At 40.4% G+C, this 17,207-nt stretch carries 17 protein-coding genes; 3 read left to right on the top strand and 14 right to left on the bottom strand.

All coding sequences use genetic code 11. The features are described 5' to 3' along the window. The first annotated feature begins 8 nt into the window (after positions 1 to 8). Complete coding sequence (locus ACQFX9_RS01640; protein WP_427160413.1) at positions 9 to 461, top strand: GNAT family N-acetyltransferase; 453 nt, start codon at positions 9 to 11, stop codon at positions 459 to 461. Positions 462 to 655: 194 nt separating this feature from the next. Here ACQFX9_RS01640 and ACQFX9_RS01635 read toward each other — a convergent pair whose 3' ends face one another. The 8 genes from ACQFX9_RS01635 to yidD all read right to left on the bottom strand — a co-directional run bounded on the left by ACQFX9_RS01635 (position 656) and on the right by yidD (position 8,273). Next, the gene (locus tag ACQFX9_RS01635) at positions 656 to 1,324 is read right to left on the bottom strand and encodes a peroxiredoxin-like family protein (protein ID WP_427160412.1); all 669 of its coding nucleotides are present in this window, start codon (positions 1,322 to 1,324) and stop codon (positions 656 to 658) included. 96 nt (positions 1,325 to 1,420) lie between these two features. Beyond that, complete coding sequence (locus ACQFX9_RS01630) at positions 1,421 to 1,936, bottom strand: DoxX protein (protein WP_427160411.1); 516 nt, start codon at positions 1,934 to 1,936, stop codon at positions 1,421 to 1,423. 100 nt (positions 1,937 to 2,036) lie between these two features. After that, positions 2,037 to 3,452 carry an NAD(P)/FAD-dependent oxidoreductase gene (locus ACQFX9_RS01625; protein ID WP_427160410.1) on the bottom strand — a complete coding sequence of 472 codons (1,416 nt, stop codon included), beginning with the start codon at positions 3,450 to 3,452 and terminating at the stop codon, positions 2,037 to 2,039. A 292-nt stretch (positions 3,453 to 3,744) separates the two neighbouring features. Continuing rightward, positions 3,745 to 4,233, bottom strand: coding sequence for a DUF411 domain-containing protein (locus ACQFX9_RS01620; RefSeq protein WP_427160409.1), 489 nt, complete (start codon positions 4,231 to 4,233; stop codon positions 3,745 to 3,747). Between the two features lie 135 nt (positions 4,234 to 4,368). Then, entirely contained in the window at positions 4,369 to 4,569 is a 201-nt protein-coding gene (locus ACQFX9_RS01615; protein ID WP_427160408.1) for a hypothetical protein, read from the bottom strand. Between the two features lie 162 nt (positions 4,570 to 4,731). After that, positions 4,732 to 5,748, bottom strand: coding sequence for a sulfate/molybdate ABC transporter ATP-binding protein (locus ACQFX9_RS01610; RefSeq protein ID WP_427160407.1), 1,017 nt, complete (start codon positions 5,746 to 5,748; stop codon positions 4,732 to 4,734). A gap of 390 nt (positions 5,749 to 6,138) precedes the next feature. After that, the gene (locus ACQFX9_RS01605) at positions 6,139 to 7,599 is read right to left on the bottom strand and encodes a transglutaminase domain-containing protein (RefSeq protein WP_427160406.1); all 1,461 of its coding nucleotides are present in this window, start codon (positions 7,597 to 7,599) and stop codon (positions 6,139 to 6,141) included. 101 nt (positions 7,600 to 7,700) lie between these two features. Next, positions 7,701 to 8,273: a membrane protein insertion efficiency factor YidD gene (gene yidD / locus ACQFX9_RS01600; RefSeq protein WP_427163058.1), complete on the bottom strand. Its 573-nt coding sequence runs from the start codon at positions 8,271 to 8,273 to the stop codon at positions 7,701 to 7,703. Positions 8,274 to 8,526: 253 nt separating this feature from the next. Here yidD and chlP point away from each other — a divergent pair, with 253 nt between their 5' ends. Then, positions 8,527 to 9,747 (top strand): geranylgeranyl reductase, encoded by a 1,221-nt coding sequence (gene chlP / locus ACQFX9_RS01595; RefSeq protein WP_236144508.1) that lies wholly within the window; start codon positions 8,527 to 8,529, stop codon positions 9,745 to 9,747. Positions 9,748 to 10,074: 327 nt separating this feature from the next. Here the strand turns inward: chlP and ACQFX9_RS01590 are convergent, their stop codons facing one another. After that, positions 10,075 to 10,818 (bottom strand): response regulator transcription factor, encoded by a 744-nt coding sequence (locus tag ACQFX9_RS01590; protein WP_236144507.1) that lies wholly within the window; start codon positions 10,816 to 10,818, stop codon positions 10,075 to 10,077. A gap of 531 nt (positions 10,819 to 11,349) precedes the next feature. After that, positions 11,350 to 11,970, bottom strand: coding sequence for a PEP-CTERM sorting domain-containing protein (locus tag ACQFX9_RS01585; RefSeq protein ID WP_427160405.1), 621 nt, complete (start codon positions 11,968 to 11,970; stop codon positions 11,350 to 11,352). A gap of 565 nt (positions 11,971 to 12,535) precedes the next feature. On the opposite strand from ACQFX9_RS01585, the gene ACQFX9_RS01580 reads away from it, so the two are divergent. Continuing rightward, on the top strand, positions 12,536 to 13,849 hold the full coding sequence (locus ACQFX9_RS01580; RefSeq protein ID WP_427160404.1) for an alkaline phosphatase PhoX: 1,314 nt from the start codon (positions 12,536 to 12,538) through the stop codon (positions 13,847 to 13,849). 64 nt (positions 13,850 to 13,913) lie between these two features. On the opposite strand, the gene ACQFX9_RS01575 is transcribed toward ACQFX9_RS01580, so the two are convergent. The 4 genes from ACQFX9_RS01575 to ACQFX9_RS01560 all read right to left on the bottom strand — a co-directional run bounded on the left by ACQFX9_RS01575 (position 13,914) and on the right by ACQFX9_RS01560 (position 17,195). Next, entirely contained in the window at positions 13,914 to 14,501 is a 588-nt protein-coding gene (locus ACQFX9_RS01575) for a Uma2 family endonuclease (protein ID WP_427160403.1), read from the bottom strand. A 64-nt stretch (positions 14,502 to 14,565) separates the two neighbouring features. Continuing rightward, positions 14,566 to 15,153 carry a Uma2 family endonuclease gene (locus ACQFX9_RS01570; protein WP_427160402.1) on the bottom strand — a complete coding sequence of 196 codons (588 nt, stop codon included), beginning with the start codon at positions 15,151 to 15,153 and terminating at the stop codon, positions 14,566 to 14,568. A 190-nt stretch (positions 15,154 to 15,343) separates the two neighbouring features. Further along, positions 15,344 to 16,075 carry an HAD family hydrolase gene (locus ACQFX9_RS01565; protein ID WP_427163057.1) on the bottom strand — a complete coding sequence of 244 codons (732 nt, stop codon included), beginning with the start codon at positions 16,073 to 16,075 and terminating at the stop codon, positions 15,344 to 15,346. A 100-nt stretch (positions 16,076 to 16,175) separates the two neighbouring features. Continuing rightward, complete coding sequence (locus ACQFX9_RS01560) at positions 16,176 to 17,195, bottom strand: 30S ribosomal protein S1 (RefSeq protein ID WP_427160401.1); 1,020 nt, start codon at positions 17,193 to 17,195, stop codon at positions 16,176 to 16,178. Positions 17,196 to 17,207 lie beyond the last annotated feature (12 nt).

Genomic DNA, 17,207 nt, shown 5'->3' with positions numbered 1-17,207 from the left:
TTTTAAATATGCAAATACACTTCAAATTAGCAGACAACAATGATATAGATACACTGTTGCAATTCATCCAAAAACTTTACGAAGTAGACGGTAGTATTGCTTTTAATGCTGTCGTTGCTCGTCAGGCATTAATAAAACTTCTTAGTGATGAATTAATGGGTCGAATCTGGTTAATTCAAGACCTGAATTACAGCATTGGTTATGTGATTCTCACATTCAGCTACAGCTTGGAATATGGAGGAAAAGATGCTTTCATCGATGAACTGTACATTGATAAAGATTACCAACGTCAAGGCATAGGTAAGCAAACAATCAAATTTCTGGAAGAGGTTTGTATCTCTCTTAATGTTCGAGCATTACATCTAGAAGTAGAAAAAGAAAATACTTCGGCTCAAAGCTTTTATCACCAAGTTGGATTTGTAGATCATGACCGCTATCTGATGACAAAATACATAAATTAGTCCTTGCTAAAAACTCATTCGTAAAGTAAATGCTAAAGTCAATGTAGTAAAGTTGTCAATCAAAGATGTTTTTCTCGCGATGCAACAGGACTTGGAAAACAAAACTAACAAGTATGATGTAGTTATTGTCTTGCCGCAATAGCAGTTTAACAATACTACTGCTAAAACTTTGATTGCTAAATGCAATACAGAAATCAATTTTTACCCACCAATGAAATATTGCGGATGATGCTCACAATTTCAATAGGGTCTAGCCGCTTAGTATAATCTGGATTAACAAAAGCATAAACGACTCTTCCTTCTGGAGAAATTACATAGGTGGCTGAGATAGGTAACTCAAAAGTTTCATCACCATTGTATTTAGGTAACACATGACCTAATTCTTGAAATGTTGGTCTTAAATACTCCGGCATTTGAAATACAATGCCAAACTGACGAGCCACATTATTCTTGCGATCGCTTAATACTTCATACTTAATTTCATGTTCTTCGACAGTTAATTTAGTATGCTCAACAGTTTGGGGAGAAATAGCAACTAATGACGCACCTAATCCCTGAATTGCAGGTAATGCTTTCTGGAGTGCGGCTAGTTCCAAGCCACAAAAAGGACACCAATGACCCCGAAAAAAAGAAATCACTACAACACCGTTAGCTATTAACTTTTGTAATTCTACCGACTGACCAAAACCATTAGGCAAAACAAAGTTAGGTACAACATCACCTAATTTTAAACTTTGTTCAGCAATTCCTGAAGCAATTAGTTCATTAATAGATTTAACGATTAATGAATCTGCTTGACTAGAAATCGTGCCAGTTTCTAAAAGCCGATGCTTCATTTGTTGGAGAGATTCTGCGAAATTCATGGTGATTTAACTGCCTATTGCTTCAACGCCTATATCTACTTTTTTAATAGTTACTTGAGAAATATAGTGGCAGTAAAATCACGGAAAATTCAGATTTTACATCTCATCCGTCGATGCAGTTAGACTATAGTCAGCCGATGCTTGCTGACGACGGCGGCTCATTTTCTGCTCGTAAGCGTCGTAAGTAATACACATCCAAATTAACGTCATAAATAGGATATTTTTGTTAAAACTTTCTGCACCATTAGGGAACAAAGTCCCAGCAGGGATAATACCAAAAGCCAAAACAATGCTAAAGGTCATAAGTATTAGTAATAATCCTGTCCAACGCACCCAATAGTTAAGAGCAAATAACGCACCTAAAACAATCTCTGCTAAAGGTAGTAACCAGCCGTAAGGAATAGCAATGAACCAAGGTAATGGCCCTACACCCTCCCATCCCGGCGGAATTCCAGGGCCGATAATTTGCAGTTTCCAAGTGATGACTGTTTGGTAGAAGCCGTTAGGAACACTGAAGTTAAGATAATTAGCAATACCGGAAATGAAAAAGAAAACGCCCATTGTGACGCGATTGACGATATATGCTGTGCGGAGGTTGAGTAGGTAGTTCATAGTTGGATTCCAAAAGATGGAGATTTTTCACCGAAGGCGCAAAAACACAAAAAAATAAGAGAATTAATTTTGAATTTTGAATTTTGAATTTTGAATTGATTCATCGAGTAGGGGGGGTCAGTTGATTTAATAATGTTGGAATACCTGACCAACTGAAATTTTGTTGAAATTGGGTAGGTTGGGCAGCACGCCAAACTAGGGGAGTAGCTAAAATCATTGCAGCCGCAGTAGTCGCCATCCCAGCTAAAAACGGCGTTTGTCCGAGTTGCATATGGGTAATGGAGCGATCGCGTTGAAATAATTCGTCAGTTAGCCATTCTGCGGTCACTTTGCGATTGTGGGCAGCATTGGGTAAAAGTTGTAAATAGGCTGCTTCACGAATTAAATGGCCGGCTTGTCGTTTGATTTGAACTTTGTTGAATAAATTCGCCACACTTTCATTGAGTCCCAATTTCATCAAAGTTCCGCGCATCGAGATTTGCACAGGAACACTAGGCTTACTTTCTCTCATCCGCTTGAGATTTTGGGCGATCGCAATTCCTTGTTGATAGGCGACTTGTGCTGTCGGTGGTTGAGGATTGTCGCTAGAGGTTGCACAGTCTCCCGCCGCAAACACTTCGGGAAAGTCTGGTAGCTGTAAAGTCGGTGTCACCAATAGTCGTCCCCGATTGTTGGGGACAGGTAACTCCATCAATAAAGGATGGGGTGCAGTTCCCGCAGTCCAAGCAATAGTTCCCGCTTGTAATACCTTTGTTTGGTCGTTTTGTTTGTACTCCACACCATCGGCTGTAATTTGGGTAACAGCTGCATCAAATACAAAATCTACAGGAATCACACGATTTTTCAAGGCACGTTGAGCTGTGCAGCGTAGATGACTATTAACATCACCTTTGAGGATTTCTCGACTCCGGTTAATTAGAACAACTCGAACCTCAGCCGCATCACCGCCTAATTCGTCGTACCAAATCGGTAATAAATCTGCTAAAGTACAAGCCAACTCAATACCGGCTGGCCCTGCACCGATGATAGCGACAGTCAGCAGCAACCGCCGACGAGCGACATCCTGAGTTTGAATAGCTTGATATAGTCTGTGGCGTAAATGTTTGCGGAGTGCGATCGCCTGTTCTCCAGATGTCAAAGGTATGGCATATTCTGCTGCACCTGGAGTATTAAAGTAAGTAGTTTTGCTACCTAATGCTAAAACTAAATGACTATAGTTAAATTTTTCACCAGAATCTAGACTTACCTGTTGCTGATGTAGGTCAATGGCTTGCACTGTATCTTGTACAAAGTTGACATGACTACCAGCTAGAAGGTCTTTGTATTTAGGATATACTTGTTCACAACGCAATTCGCCGCTTAATAGTTCATATAGTAAAGGTTTAAAAGTGAAGCGATCGCGCTGTTCAATTAAAATAATCGGATGAGAGTAGTTTTGCTGGCTTAAGTATAAAGCTGTAAACAGCCCAGCGAAGCCACCACCCAGGATGACTGTAGGATGAGATGCTTGCCGCATAGGTGTATAAGTTGCTTTTGTGAGTTGTTCTTAGTATCGCGGCACTCAGCAACTTTCAAGTGATGCAAAGCTAAAGCTTGGCTGAGAAATTCAAGGGAATTTGCAACGAATTTTTCACCCCTTTCTCAGCAATAACTCAGGTTGTGGATAGTCATTAGTCATTAGTCATTAGTCATTAGTCATTAGTCATTAGTCATTAGTCATTAGTGCTGAGTCAAACCCCCCATCTCTACAAGAAGCAGCTAGCGCGTCTACAAGTCCCTGTTCCCTGTTCCCTGTTCCCTGTTCCCCGTTAATGCTGATTTCCTTGGTGTTTTTGAAAGGCTTGGGTTTCTCCTTTGTGGTTAAATGCCATGACGGTAAATGAGTCTTTTTCATTGCCTAATTCCATACCTGGCGAACCTACAGGCATTCCAGGAACGGCTAAACCTGCAAGTTGTGGCTTTTGTTGGAGAAAACGCTTGATATCATCGGCGGGAATATGTCCTTCCATGACATAGCCATCGATAATTGCTGTGTGACAAGATGCTAATTCTGGGGGCAAATTGTATTTTTCTTTAATTGCGTCTATGTCGTCAGTTTTGATATCTGCCTGGATTTTGAACCCTTGTTTTTGAATGTGGTCTAACCAATTACCACAACAACTACAACTGGGACTGCGATAAACTTTTACTTGTGGTGTTACTAAAGTTTCAGCAATGGCAGATGAAGCAGTAGTTCCTGTAATCAACCCCATCATAATCATGATCACTACCAAGAACGAAAGTAACAGTTTTTGCATTATTAATACCTCTCCTATAAAATTATCATCTAAATTTAAAATTACTCGTCAGATTAATTAATACTGATATGAATATAAACATCAATCTAAATAAAATTAAATTGCGATCGCACCCTGTGGTTTAGGTACAAATCTTTATTCCTCACAATCCTCATGAATCCATTCCCTTGCAGCTTTTTCGGCTGTATGGGGTGTGAAGTAGATTTTCCGTTCTCCAAACACCGCACCACTTACAGTTAAGACTCGAAACTGCCAACAGTCATCTGTAGCAAAAACCAATAACGTTGCACCTTCAATACCAATAAGCTGGTGAATTTTGACTTGCTTATTTATCATTATTACTCAGCCATCAATAATTGTTAATGAGACCAATCATTATGGCAAAGCAAATTAGGATTGACGACTGTGGCAAGAGATAAAATTGTTAACATAGCCAAAAATACCCCTAATACCGAAGTTAGGGGCATTTCTGTTGTGACAGTCAACAGTTAACAAAATTTAAATAGAAAAATACAAAGGGAAGGATTTAGCATCCTTGGGTTTTACATAAACTTTTTGCTGCGCTTCTAACTCTAACTCGTTGAAGCGATCGCGTGTCAAATGAGCATTCACCACTTGACCATCATCTAATGTTAACTCTACCTGAATTTCCCAGCCCAGGTGAATTAAGCGAGTGACTGTTGCAGGCGCAGTTGTACCATTAGCTTGCTTTTGAATCACTACATCTTGAGGGCGTAAAAATACCTCTGGGTGTGGTGAATCAAATCCTGTACTTTGGAAAATCTTCGATGTGCTAGGTAAGACGTTAACTGGGCCGATAAAACTCATGACAAAAGCACTAGCAGGATTATCATAAATTTCCGCCGGTGTTCCTACTTGTTCGACTCTTCCTTTGTTCATGACCACGACTTTATCAGAAACTTCCATTGCTTCTTCTTGATCATGGGTAACAAACACGGTAGTGACATGAACTTCATCATGAAGACGACGTAACCAAGCGCGTAAATCTTTACGAACTTTGGCATCTAAAGCCCCAAAAGGTTCATCTAATAGTAATACACTCGGTTCTACAGCTAAGGCTCTAGCTAAAGCTACCCGTTGTCTTTGTCCACCAGATAGTTGTGAGGGATAGCGATCGCCTAATCCACTCAACTGCACTAATTCTAACAACTGCTCTACGCGCCCCTGCACCTTTTTTATCGGTGTTTTACGGATTTCTAAGCCAAAAGCAATGTTTTGCCGCACTGTGAGATGCTTAAATAGGGCATAGTGTTGAAACACAAACCCAATGTTTCTTTCTTGTACACTTTGATGTGTGGCATCTTTCCCTGTGAGAATAATCTTGCCACTATCTGGAGTTTCTAAACCAGCAATTAAACGCAATAAAGTAGATTTACCAGAACCGGAAGGCCCCAATAAAGCCACCAGTGAGCCACTTTCAATCTCTAGACTAACCTCATCAACAGCTTTAAAACTGCCAAACTGCTTGGATACGTTTTCAACTACTATGCCCACAAACTCTGTACCTCTGCAACTCTAAGTACGGATCATTGCTAGGATTACCGTATCTTACATATACCATACTTAACTCTTTTTGGATAAATAAGATTTTGTGCAGGAGTAGTGAGTGCTGAGTGCTGAGTTTTGAGTGCTGAGTGCTGAGTGCTGAGTGCTGAGTTTTGAGTGCTGAGTTTTGAGTGCTGAGTGCTGAGTGTTAATCTGACTTTTCACTTTATGTGGAAAAGTCTACGGAAAATTTAACTTCCCAACCAGAAATTCAAAGTCTCTCTCCTCGCAGGAGAGAGATTTAGAGAGAGGTTTTCCAGATACCTTGAAAAGTCAGAGTGTTGAGTGCTGTTAGCGGTAGCGCAGCGTTTAGCCGGTAGTGCTATTTAAGCTGAACGATTAGCGTGTTAGAACATGAAATTTCAATTGACCCAGAAAGTCAACTTTTGCTTTACCTTCTAAACTAAACAGAAACACCTGATAATCTCCCGCATCTGGAAACTGACAAGCAATTTGAGTCTCCGTACCTGCGTTCATTTGACTACGACATCTACCAATATTTTGTTGTTGGATTTGTTGATTTTTATCACCTTCTAGGAAATCTCCAGAACTGGGAAAATCCCAAGACGAAGATTCTGTTGTTTGTACTTTAGTAAACAGAGCAACTATCCTCTTCTGATAACTGGGATAAGTAGCAATTTTAATCTCAGCAGTTTTCTGCACCTTGGTTTGATATTCAGTGGGAGAAATCAGCCTTAATTTATCAATAGCAAATTGAGGTGTGATAACTGGTTTATTTTCAAAGGTATTGTAATCTTCTGGATTTTGTAAAAGTTGCCAGTTTAAATGTTTAGGAAAATGACTTATGCTCATGACTTGAGGCGGGATCATCAAGTAGTTTGTGCTGTATGCTGAACCGAATTCACTAGAATTACCATCATCCCAAGTTGTATCAACTAATTGCCAATTATCTAAAATTTTGACGGCATTCCAAGCATGATTAGTCCAGTCATAATCAGAATTTAAGAGTCTAAATAATTTAGGAATTAAGTCTATGGGAGCTAAATCCCGACGAATTTTTCCGCTAATATAGACAACATCTACACCCATGCTTCGACCCAAAGCCATAAATAAATTAGCATATCCCTCACATACTGCTTTGTGTGTACGAAATACGGTTTGAGCATCTTGAGATGGGCGTATTCCTGTTTTCAGCACATCTAAATCATAGGTAACACGACTAACAACATAGTCATGAATAGCTTTAACTTGTAAGTAGGGGTCTGATTCATTTTGGGCAATATATTTAGCAACAGATTCAATAGTTGTTTCTATATTGGCTGGCATATTAGCAACAACTGGATGAATTGCCGCATGATCTTTCCACGGCCAAGGTGAATTTAATGTAGGTGGTGCGGGTTTATGCACTACAAAGTCAATAAAATTATTAATTGGTTGGTGAATAAATGATGGGTTACTTTGATAAATGAGTGCGATTAACAGTAATCCCCAACCTAAAACATATTTTCTTTTTACCTGTTTTAAGCGGCTAAATTGCCAAGATATTGATGTCAATAATGGAGAGCTACGATGTTCTATATCTTGGCGATTTCTAATTAAAAAAAATAATAAACTGAAAACTAAAAACAATCCCAAAATACTCAATATTAGTGTTGCTAGCCCAGTGGTTAAATTACCTGCAAATAGGATAGAAAAACCTCGATAACATGAATATGCTAACCCACTCACTAAAATCAAGAGCAGCAGTATTAATCCGACTCTCCACATCAAGATTTTTCTTTGTTTCTGCTTCAGCTTCCGAACTTCTTTAAGAAAACTGGCTTCAAGATTGTCAGGCATAATATACCTTAATAGGTAATCAGACTAAGGGTAGTATTTCGGTCACAATACAAAAAATTATACCTAATAAATCACTTTTATACCCAAAGTGATACGCGATTTTAGTTACCACAGCTACCACAATCTAAAGTTCCACAGTCAGCACTTCCACAGTCAGCATTTCCACAATCAAGGGAACCACAATCTGTCAAATCTCCGCAGTCAGGAAAATGACAATCAGCACCACCACAGTCTAAAGAACTACAATCAGGTAAATCCCCACAATCAATACCACTGCAATCTAAGGAACTACAATCAGGTAAGTCTCCACAATCAGTATTAGATGTTTTATCAGAGGGAGGTACTTTTCGCCGTGGGTTTAATGAAGTATCTTCTTCATCTATGGAAGAATCGTCTGACTCATCTGTCGATTCTGAATTTTCAATTTGTAAACGCGATCGCAATAATAAATTAGCTTGTTTACACTCTTGAAATCGTTGACGAGATTTAACCAGTGCAACACTCAAACCTTCCTCAGAAATCACCCGTTTGATGTACTGCGAGCAAGATTCACCCCCATACAATACTCGATGAGCGCAACTAAAACCCTTATGGGGAGAAAGATATTTCTGATACCCCGTAATTGCAACACTGCTAAGATTTCTACTCCAAGAATCAAATAAGGAAATTTCCATAGTCAATAGTCAATAGTCAATAGTCATTAGTCATTAGTCAATAGTCATTAGTCATTAGTCAATAGTCATTACTCAGCACTCAGCACTCAGCACTCAGCACTCAGCACTCACCACTCCTCCCCCACGTTTTGTGTCGAAATGTTAAGGAATGTTGCATTTATGTCAAAACCTGAAGGGAGAGCGCGAAATCAGCCAAAAGACCGTGGTACGATGCTTTCGGTAAACGGTAAATGTGAAGATTGGGAGAAGACCTTTGACACTACGGGTTGCTGTTGTTGGGTCAGGCCCAGCTGGTTCCTCTGCTGCTGAAACACTAGCAAAGGCTGGGATTGAAACCTACCTGTTTGAGCGTAAGCTCGATAACGCCAAGCCTTGCGGGGGTGCTATACCTCTGTGCATGGTGAGTGAATTTGATCTACCACCAGAAATTATTGATCGTCAAGTGCGGAAGATGAAAATGATTTCACCTTCCAATCGTGAGGTTGATATCAATCTATTAAATCAAGAAGAATATATAGGAATGTGCCGCCGCGAAGTGCTAGATGGCTTCTTGCGGAATCGGGCGGCGAAATTGGGTGCGGTTTTAATTAATGCCACTGTTCATAAAGTAGATATACCATCAAATAACACTGACCCATATACTATTCACTATGTTGATCATAGTGAAGGTGGTGCAACAGGTATTGCTAAAAGCCTGAAAGTGGATTTAATTATCGGGGCGGATGGTGCTAATTCCCGCATAGCCAAAGAAATGGATGCTGGGGATTATAACTATGCGATCGCATTCCAAGAGCGAATTCGTCTGCCTGAAGATAAAATGGCATACTACAACGAACTTGCCGAAATGTACGTTGGTAACGACGTTTCTACAGACTTCTACGCTTGGGTATTCCCCAAATATGACCACGTAGCTGTCGGAACCGGTACCATGCACGTTAACAAAGCCAGCATCAAGCAACTGCAAGCTGGTATTCGCGCCCGTGCTAGCGAAAAATTAGCAGGCGGTAAAATCATCAAAGTAGAAGCCCATCCCATCCCGGAACATCCCCGTCCCCGTCGTGTTGTAGGACGAATTGCCCTAGTGGGAGACGCAGCAGGCTACGTCACCAAATCTTCTGGCGAAGGTATTTACTTTGCAGCTAAATCTGGCAGAATGTGTGCAGAAACCATTGTGGAAGTTTCCCAAAACGGTAGCCGCATCCCCACCGAAAAAGAAATCAAGCTGTATCTCCAACGCTGGGATAAAAAATACGGACTCACTTACAAAGTCCTCGACATCCTGCAAACAGTCTTCTATCGTTCCGATGCAACCCGCGAAGCATTCGTTGAAATGTGTGGTGACTTGGATGTCCAAAAGCTGACTTTTGATAGCTATCTGTATAAAACAGTCGTCCCCGCTAACCCCATCACCCAGTTAAAGATTACCGCCAAAACCATTGGTAGTTTGCTGCGCGGTAATGCTTTAGCACCCTAATTTTTGGGCATTGGGCATTGGGCATTGGGCATTGGTATAAAATTTACCTTATCCCCGATTCCCGATTCCCGATTCCCCATTCCCTAATTTAAATAGCACTCCCCAGATTCTGCCAACAGGGAGTGCTATTTAGTTTAAGCAAGATTTAGCTTTGATGTGTAGCGATGTATTTGTCAATTTGCGAGTAAAGCTTACCTGTAGGGTAATTAACACAGCGAAATCTAGACACGCGCAGGGCGACTGCTTGAAGAGTAGAATTTACTGGAATTCCCTACATTGCAAACTGCACCTTCCTCTGTTCCATTGTTCAGGAAATTGAGCAAGATTTCATTCAACTACTGATGTAGTAGCACCCTCACTTGATGGTGGGAGGCTGGGTAATTCTAGACAGTACCCCGCACCATACACAGTTTTGATATAGCGAGGATGGCGGGGATCAGGTTCTAGCTTGGTTCGGAGGTGACGGATATGCACACGAATTGTCTCTATATCATCGTCAGGATCATATCCCCAAACTTCTCTGAGGATTTCACTGGGTGAGACGGTTTGACCATGACGTTGCAGCAAACAATGCAGTAATTCAAATTCTAGGTGAGTGAGTTTTACCGTTTGGTGAAACCAAATCGCCTCGAATCTTTCGGGAACTAGGGTTAAAGGGCCATAGTTCAAAATTTCGCTATGTTTTGCAGCTTGAGGAATGCGGTCAGTCCGTCGCAGTAAGGCGCGTACTCGCGCCAGCATTTCCTCTACCTCAAAGGGTTTAGTGAGATAGTCGTCTGCGCCAGCGTTAAAACCTTCTACCTTATCTTGAGTTTGACTAAGGGCAGTCAGCATCAAAACGGGTATTTCGGCTGTACGGTCGTCCCGACGTAGGCGTTGACAAACTGTAAAACCATCCACTCTCGGCAACATCAGATCAAGCATGATCAAGTCTGGTTGCAATTGGAGGGCTAGGGCTTGACCTTTAATTCCATCTTCGGCTTGACTTACATCGTAGCCAGCCATTTCCAAGTTGACGGCAACGAGTTCTGAAATTGCTGGGTCATCGTCTATGACAAGAATCCTCGGCATTCTTAAAAAATTATTACTACTTATTAAGGATAAATAAGAACCTTTGGTAGATACAAAGATTTCTGTCTTGATTATAAAAAAGATTTTAAATCTAACATAAACCTTAAAACCAGCAGATTTGTGAAATCAGGAATAAATTACCTGAAATTCGCACTCTAATGTGTTACGCTCCTTACAAATCCTCTGAGTTTGTCCAAAATTGATTGTAAGCTGCCCACGGGGAAATACATAATTCTTAAAACACAATTCTTAATACAAGGGTATTTTGCTAAATTTTAGGCTATCTGAGCAAATGTTCAGATGTAACTTTGGCCAGATAACCTGCAAAAATGCGGATCAGAAAATTTTCAACCGTGATGTTATCACATGGTTATAAAATAAGTGAGCGATCGCAGCAAAAATATTTTGCGATCGCCTGTAATTCGCTGAATCATTCAGCTACATAAACAAAGCCTGCAACAGCAGGCTTAATGTATAAAGTAATCAAATACTGTTTCAATCAGGCTAGCTTTTACTTTTCAGATTGACTGACTAGATAGAAGCTGGCTTTTTTTTGAGCAATTGGCTTCCTATTGATGCGACAGCCAATAAACCTAAAATTGCTCCAGGTTCAGGAATCAATGTAGCTGTTAACTGACCACCATTATCTAAGCGACAATTGGGGAAAGTATCACAAACTTCAGGAGATAGGTCATCTTTCAAGAAAATCCTAGCGGTATCTAGTCCTGCCTCTGGATTTACATAGGTGTAGAAATCTAAGCCTGTAACTGTGCCGTTGAAGTCAATCCCCAAATCAAAACCGTTGGCTGTATCAAAGTTTCCAGTTTGCAATACTTTTTTAGTAACTGTATCAAAGTTGAAATTAAAACTCGTATCAGCAGGATTAGGCAAACTGTAATTAAATGCTTGCAAAAGATTGCCACTGGTGTCAAAGAAGGAAATTGCAAATTCACTCAGCTGATCTTTAGAGATGACACTGCCTTGATAAATGTCATCATAGCTGAATTTTCCTGTGGCTGTATAACCTTGTTCTCCCCTCCAATCCAGCTTAAATGCAGCAGCATCAGCACTTTCAATATTAAATAAAGCAGCCATTGAGGTAACAGCAATAACGGCTACTTTAGCTGTAATTCGGTTACAAATACTTTTCATTGTCTTGATAATGCTAGTAAATTCTGATGTGGTCACAAACATCAAGTTTTTTGCTATTTATACACAAAAAACGCTGATTTTTATGAAAAAGGTGAGATATAAAGAGCAGATTAATCAATCCAAATAGACACGCAAACTCTCATGTAACAGATGAACAGCGCAATTTGTGCATCATATCCAGATACGTTTTTATTTGTTTGTTTGTAATTAGAATTACGCCAAATAGGATTAATTAATCTTTAAACCACCTTTGCGGAAATTCTACCACTAGATTCATTCTGTTCACAGTTTTTATATTTATTTTTTCTAAAAAACATAAATGACGAAAATAATTTGGATTGAGTTTTAACGGTTGTTAATTTTTGCTTAATCTATTTTTAAACAAATATTGTTTACCAATTAATGGATATTAAATAAAACAAAAATATTTATAATTTTTACATTTTGCTATGTTTATTAGTATCTATTTTCTGGACTCAAAACTATTAGTTAAATCAATCATTACCTCACCTTAATCAAAACTAACTAATTTCTAACTGGCATTTGATGTAACCAAAAAATCCTTATGCAATTATCAAGACGCAAATTTTTTACATTAGCGGGTGCAAGTGCTGCTGGTACTGTGTTGGCTTCTCCCTTAGAAGGTCTGATTGCGAGAAAAGCTTTTGGGCAAGTTGTCGTTAACAAATATGGCAATCTGATTCCAGATCCCAATGGTTTGTTAGATTTACCTTCTGGATTCCAATATCGAGTTCTATCTCGAACAGGCACTATCATGGCCGATGGCAATCCAGAACCTGGCGCACATGACGGGATGGCAGCTTTCCGTGGGCCTAGAGGGACAACAATTTTGGTTCGCAACCATGAACTCAGCAATAATTCTGGCACAGAGGTAAGAGTCCCAAATCGCTACGATGCCATTTGTAGAGGAGGTACTACAACTCTGGTAGTAGGTTCTGACCGCCGCTTGATCAAACAATTTGCGTCTTTAGGTGGAACTATTCGTAACTGTGCTGGTGGCCCCACTCCTTGGGGTTCATGGATTACCTGCGAAGAAAACGTAACTGTACCAACTGCAACCAATGGAGTTACAAAATTACACGGTTACAATTTTGAAGTTCCAGCCTCAGCCACCTCTCCTGTAGAGCCGGTGCCTTTAGTAGCTATGGGAAGATTTAATCATGAAGCTGTAGCGGTAGACCCCAAAACTGGTTATGTCTATCAAACTGAAGATACTGGGGATAGTCTTTTCTATCGCTTCATTCCCAAAGTACCTGGAAAGTTAGCCGAAGGTGGCGTACTCCAAGCTTTGGTAATTAATGGCAAACCTCCAGCCATTAACACTAATAATCGCGGTACAAACAGTGGTCAATTCAAACCTGGCGAAAAATGGTCTGTGAGTTGGGTAACAATTAATGACCCCAACCCAAGTACAGATACTGTGCGGGTGGAAGGTCGCAACAAAGGGGCAGCTTTATTTGCTCGTGGAGAAGGAATTTGGTATACACAGAAGGATGACAAGAGTGAATTTTACTTCTGCTGTACCAGTGGCGGCCCTGTCAGTGAAGGTCAAGTCTGGCGATACATTGCAGACGATGAAACCATTGAATTATTTGTTGAGTCTGATTCTATTAGCAAACTTGATATGCCAGACAACATAGTTGTCGCACCTTTTGGTGATTTGATTTTGTGTGAAGATGGCAATGCTGATAACTTGTTCTTAAGAGGTGTAACACCAAACGGTGAGGTTTATAACTTTGCTCGTAACGCCCTCAATGGTAGCGAATTTTGTGGGGCTTGCTTCTCACCTGATGGTAAAACTCTATTTGTGAATATTCAAACCCCTGGTATTACCCTGGCTATTTGGGGGAATTGGTAGGAAACTTCAATAATTTTTTGTTAAACATTTAGAAGATAGGTTTTATGGTCGAAGCGATCGCTTCCTATAAATTGCTGATCACTGGTGGTAACATCTCTAACACCAGTATTTCTACATCAGGAAAATGTGAGGGTGCGATCGCTTCGTCTTCTGCCAAAATTGATTTACTTTGGTAGCCTTCTGGACTCGGTTCACGGAAAACGTATAATTGACGACTCACTACATCTAACACCCAGTAATCGGAAATTCCTGCTTGTGAGTAAGCTTTGGCTTTAATTTCACAATCTAGTTTCAGGCTGCTATCTGCCACCTCAATAATGAGATACACTTCAGATGGTGTAGGGTGATGACCTGCGTAGTCCAAAGGGTCTATTTTGACAACCGCAATATCAGGTTCTGGTTCAGATTGGTTATTTAACTGGATTTGATCTTGAATAGATACCCAAGCGCGTTCTCCCAGCTTGTTTTTGATTAAATAGTCTGTTCTCCCCACCGCCGACCGATGGGCTGTTCCTTTAGCGACCATCCAAATAATCTTCCCTTCTAATAGTTCTACCCTTTCCTCAGCACCAAAAATCCCCGCCTCAGCCATCCGGTGGTAATCTTCCACTGTCCAGAGACGCAGTTGTAATGTTGTTTCTGTGTTTTGCATGATTTTTTGCCAATGGGGAAAGTGTTGTTATTTTAAATTTGACATATAAGCAATAATATGTATATTAAATTCCATCTTTCTCCACAGCATCAAAGATTTGCGAAACTTGCAAATTTAGCTGACTAAATTGGGGAGAGATAACTAAATCATCATCGGCAAAATTACCAAATTCCCTGTAAGTGTTGCCAGTTAATTCTAAAACTAAGACAGTTTTCGCCTCTGGATCAATAATCCAATATTCAGGAATACCACAGTCTTGATACTGTATCCGTTTGGCGATGAAATCTCGATGTCGTTGTAATTCCCCTGGGCTGACTACTTCTATTACTAATAAAGGCGGTAGCATTGTCAGGCGGATAGTATTACGCTGTGCCAATTGTTGAATATGTTCTTCTCGAATAATAGTTAAATCAGGATAACGGTTTCTCGGTTCACCTCTGACTTCTAATTCCAAACCATGTCCCCTCACTCTTTTGTAACCTAACAGTGAAGCAAATTGAATTAATAAGAATGTCGCAATTTCTACATTAATGCCTGATTCTGGGGGCATCTCGATTAACTCGCCATTAAATAATTCATAGAGTTTATCCGTACCATCATCATAGGATAGGTATTCCTCAAAACTTTGGAATTGATGTTTAATTTGCAGCATCAGACTTCCTCCATGAGATATCTACTTCCTATTATGGTTGTTTATCGGAAAAAGTTAGGTTTAAAATTTCGCCCCTAATGGGGAAAAATCCAATGCCAATTCTCTCAAGTCGGGAAACCCGCCCACGCCACTACTGCTTGTGATTAGCTGTCTTTAATTTTGAATTTTGAATTTTGAATTTTGAATTGATTCACTGGCTGCTAATTTGAATTTCATCGAGTCTGTGAATTACCACATCTGCACCTTTAACATTATCTGGTTTGTTTACCCAAGTAATGCCAATACAACCTGCGGCTTGAGCATGGCACGCCATTTGCATATCACCCACAGAATCACCTACCATTAAAGTATGCTTTGCTTCTACGCCCAAAACTTGGCAGGCGTGGATAAATAAAGCTGGATCTGGTTTACTCAACCCCTCATCTACACCTATTGAGGTTTGAATGTAATCAGTTAATTGATATCTGGCTACAAAGTCTTTTACTTCTGCTGTGGTAGCTGCGGACAAAATACCCAGCTTTAACCCGGCTGATGAGAGGGACTGTAAAACCTCTAGAGTCCCTGGAAATAGCGGTGCGGGGGTTGTGTTAGTGTATTTTTCCGCTTCATCTAAATATTGACGCGCTATTTTTAAGGATTCAAACCAACCCCTACCAGTTTCAGCGATATAGGCGGCGGTGGCGATTTCTGTTTCTCGACGGCTGGCGACTGCCATTAAACCGGTATGATCTAAGGTATTGCCGTTAATCCCGTAGGCCATTAACAATGGTTCGCCAATACCAGGGATTTGAGCATCGATTAACCTAGCTGCTTTTTGTCCGAGCGATCGCAAATAAACTTCCGAGTCTTCTAAAGTACCATTTTTGTCAAAGAAAATGGCTTGAATATTTTCAAACTTGACATTTCCACAGTAAATATTCAGCAAAATACTTCCCTCCTGTCCAAGTTTTTAATTAACCATAAAAAAAGAGGGATTTCCCCTCTTTTCTTGATGCTTTAATGTTTTGAATTAAAGTAGTTTATTATTCTTCAATCGCTGCGGGAATCTCTTCCACTAATTCTTCGGTTTCGGTAGCTGCGGGAATTTCTTCTTCAACAGCACTAACCTCTTCTGCACCTTCTACGGGGAGAGTAATACCTTGCTGTTTAGCCAGCATTTGTTCTCTGTACTTAGCTGCCATTTCTTCGGCTTTATCATAAACCAAATCACGGTTTTTAATCATATCGCCGGGTTCTGGCTCTAACTGCTTAGTAGACAGAGAAATTCTACCTCTTTCAGCGTCTAAGTCAATGATCATGACTTTAACTTCATCATTCACATTGAACACGCTGTGGGGTGTATCGATATGTTCGTGAGAAATTTCTGAAATGTGCAGCAAGCCACTGACACCACCGATGTCAATAAATGCACCGTAAGGCTTGATACCGCGCACTGTACCAATGACTACCTCGCCTACTTCCAGGCGGTTCATCTTCCGTTCAACTAACGCACGACGATGAGATAGAACTAGACGGTTACGTTCTTCGTCTACTTCCAAGAATTTTAAAGGTAGTTCTTCACCGACTAAATCTTCTTTTGGTTTGCGGGTGCTAATGTGAGAACCGGGAATGAAACCACGTAAACCCTCAATTCTCACCAATGCTCCCCCACGGTTGGTGGCGAATACACCTGAACGCACGGTGGCATCTTCTGCTTGTAGCTGTCTAACACGCTCCCAAGCACGCATATATTCAATCCGACGGATGGAAAGGGTTAACTGTCCATCTTCATTTTCATCGGTGAGGATGAAAAATTCTCTGGTTTCGTTGGATTGTAAGACTTCTTCCGGGGCATCAACCCGGTTTATAGACATTTCTTGTATAGGTATATATGCTGCTGTTTTAGCACCAATGTCAATCAGAGCGCCACGCGGTTCTATACTAAAAACTGTACCTGGTACGATATCTCCGGGGCTAAAATGATAATCGTACTTGTCTAATAGGGCAGCAAAATCTTCGTGAGTAAATCCAATTTCTGTAGCGGTTAAGTTCTGATTGACCATGCTGATTTGTTC

The organism is Aliinostoc sp. HNIBRCY26, assembly GCF_050235535.1.
Lineage (GTDB): Bacteria > Cyanobacteriota > Cyanobacteriia > Cyanobacteriales > Nostocaceae > Trichormus.
The sequence above is the reverse complement of the archived record's forward strand: the minus strand, read 5'-3'. Positions and strand labels throughout refer to the sequence as shown.

Bases quoted from the DNA above. Each gene is read 5' to 3' on its own strand.
- ACQFX9_RS01570 (WP_427160402.1), bottom strand. From the start codon at position 15,153: ATGCTGCAAATTAAACATCAATTCCAAAGTTTTGAGGAATACCTATCC.
- ACQFX9_RS01590 (WP_236144507.1), bottom strand. From the start codon at position 10,818: ATGCCGAGGATTCTTGTCATAGACGATGACCCAGCAATTTCAGAACTC.
- ACQFX9_RS01640 (WP_427160413.1), top strand. From the start codon at position 9: ATGCAAATACACTTCAAATTAGCAGACAACAATGATATAGATACACTG.
- ACQFX9_RS01605 (WP_427160406.1), bottom strand. From the start codon at position 7,599: ATGCCTGACAATCTTGAAGCCAGTTTTCTTAAAGAAGTTCGGAAGCTG.
- ACQFX9_RS01620 (WP_427160409.1), bottom strand. From the start codon at position 4,233: ATGCAAAAACTGTTACTTTCGTTCTTGGTAGTGATCATGATTATGATG.
- yidD (WP_427163058.1), bottom strand. From the start codon at position 8,273: ATGGAAATTTCCTTATTTGATTCTTGGAGTAGAAATCTTAGCAGTGTT.
- ACQFX9_RS01625 (WP_427160410.1), bottom strand. From the start codon at position 3,452: ATGCGGCAAGCATCTCATCCTACAGTCATCCTGGGTGGTGGCTTCGCT.
- ACQFX9_RS01580 (WP_427160404.1), top strand. From the start codon at position 12,536: ATGCAATTATCAAGACGCAAATTTTTTACATTAGCGGGTGCAAGTGCT.
- ACQFX9_RS01560 (WP_427160401.1), bottom strand. From the start codon at position 17,195: ATGGTCAATCAGAACTTAACCGCTACAGAAATTGGATTTACTCACGAA.
- ACQFX9_RS01630 (WP_427160411.1), bottom strand. From the start codon at position 1,936: ATGAACTACCTACTCAACCTCCGCACAGCATATATCGTCAATCGCGTC.
- ACQFX9_RS01615 (WP_427160408.1), bottom strand. From the start codon at position 4,569: ATGATAAATAAGCAAGTCAAAATTCACCAGCTTATTGGTATTGAAGGT.
- ACQFX9_RS01575 (WP_427160403.1), bottom strand. From the start codon at position 14,501: ATGCAAAACACAGAAACAACATTACAACTGCGTCTCTGGACAGTGGAA.
- ACQFX9_RS01635 (WP_427160412.1), bottom strand. From the start codon at position 1,324: ATGAATTTCGCAGAATCTCTCCAACAAATGAAGCATCGGCTTTTAGAA.
- ACQFX9_RS01585 (WP_427160405.1), bottom strand. From the start codon at position 11,970: ATGAAAAGTATTTGTAACCGAATTACAGCTAAAGTAGCCGTTATTGCT.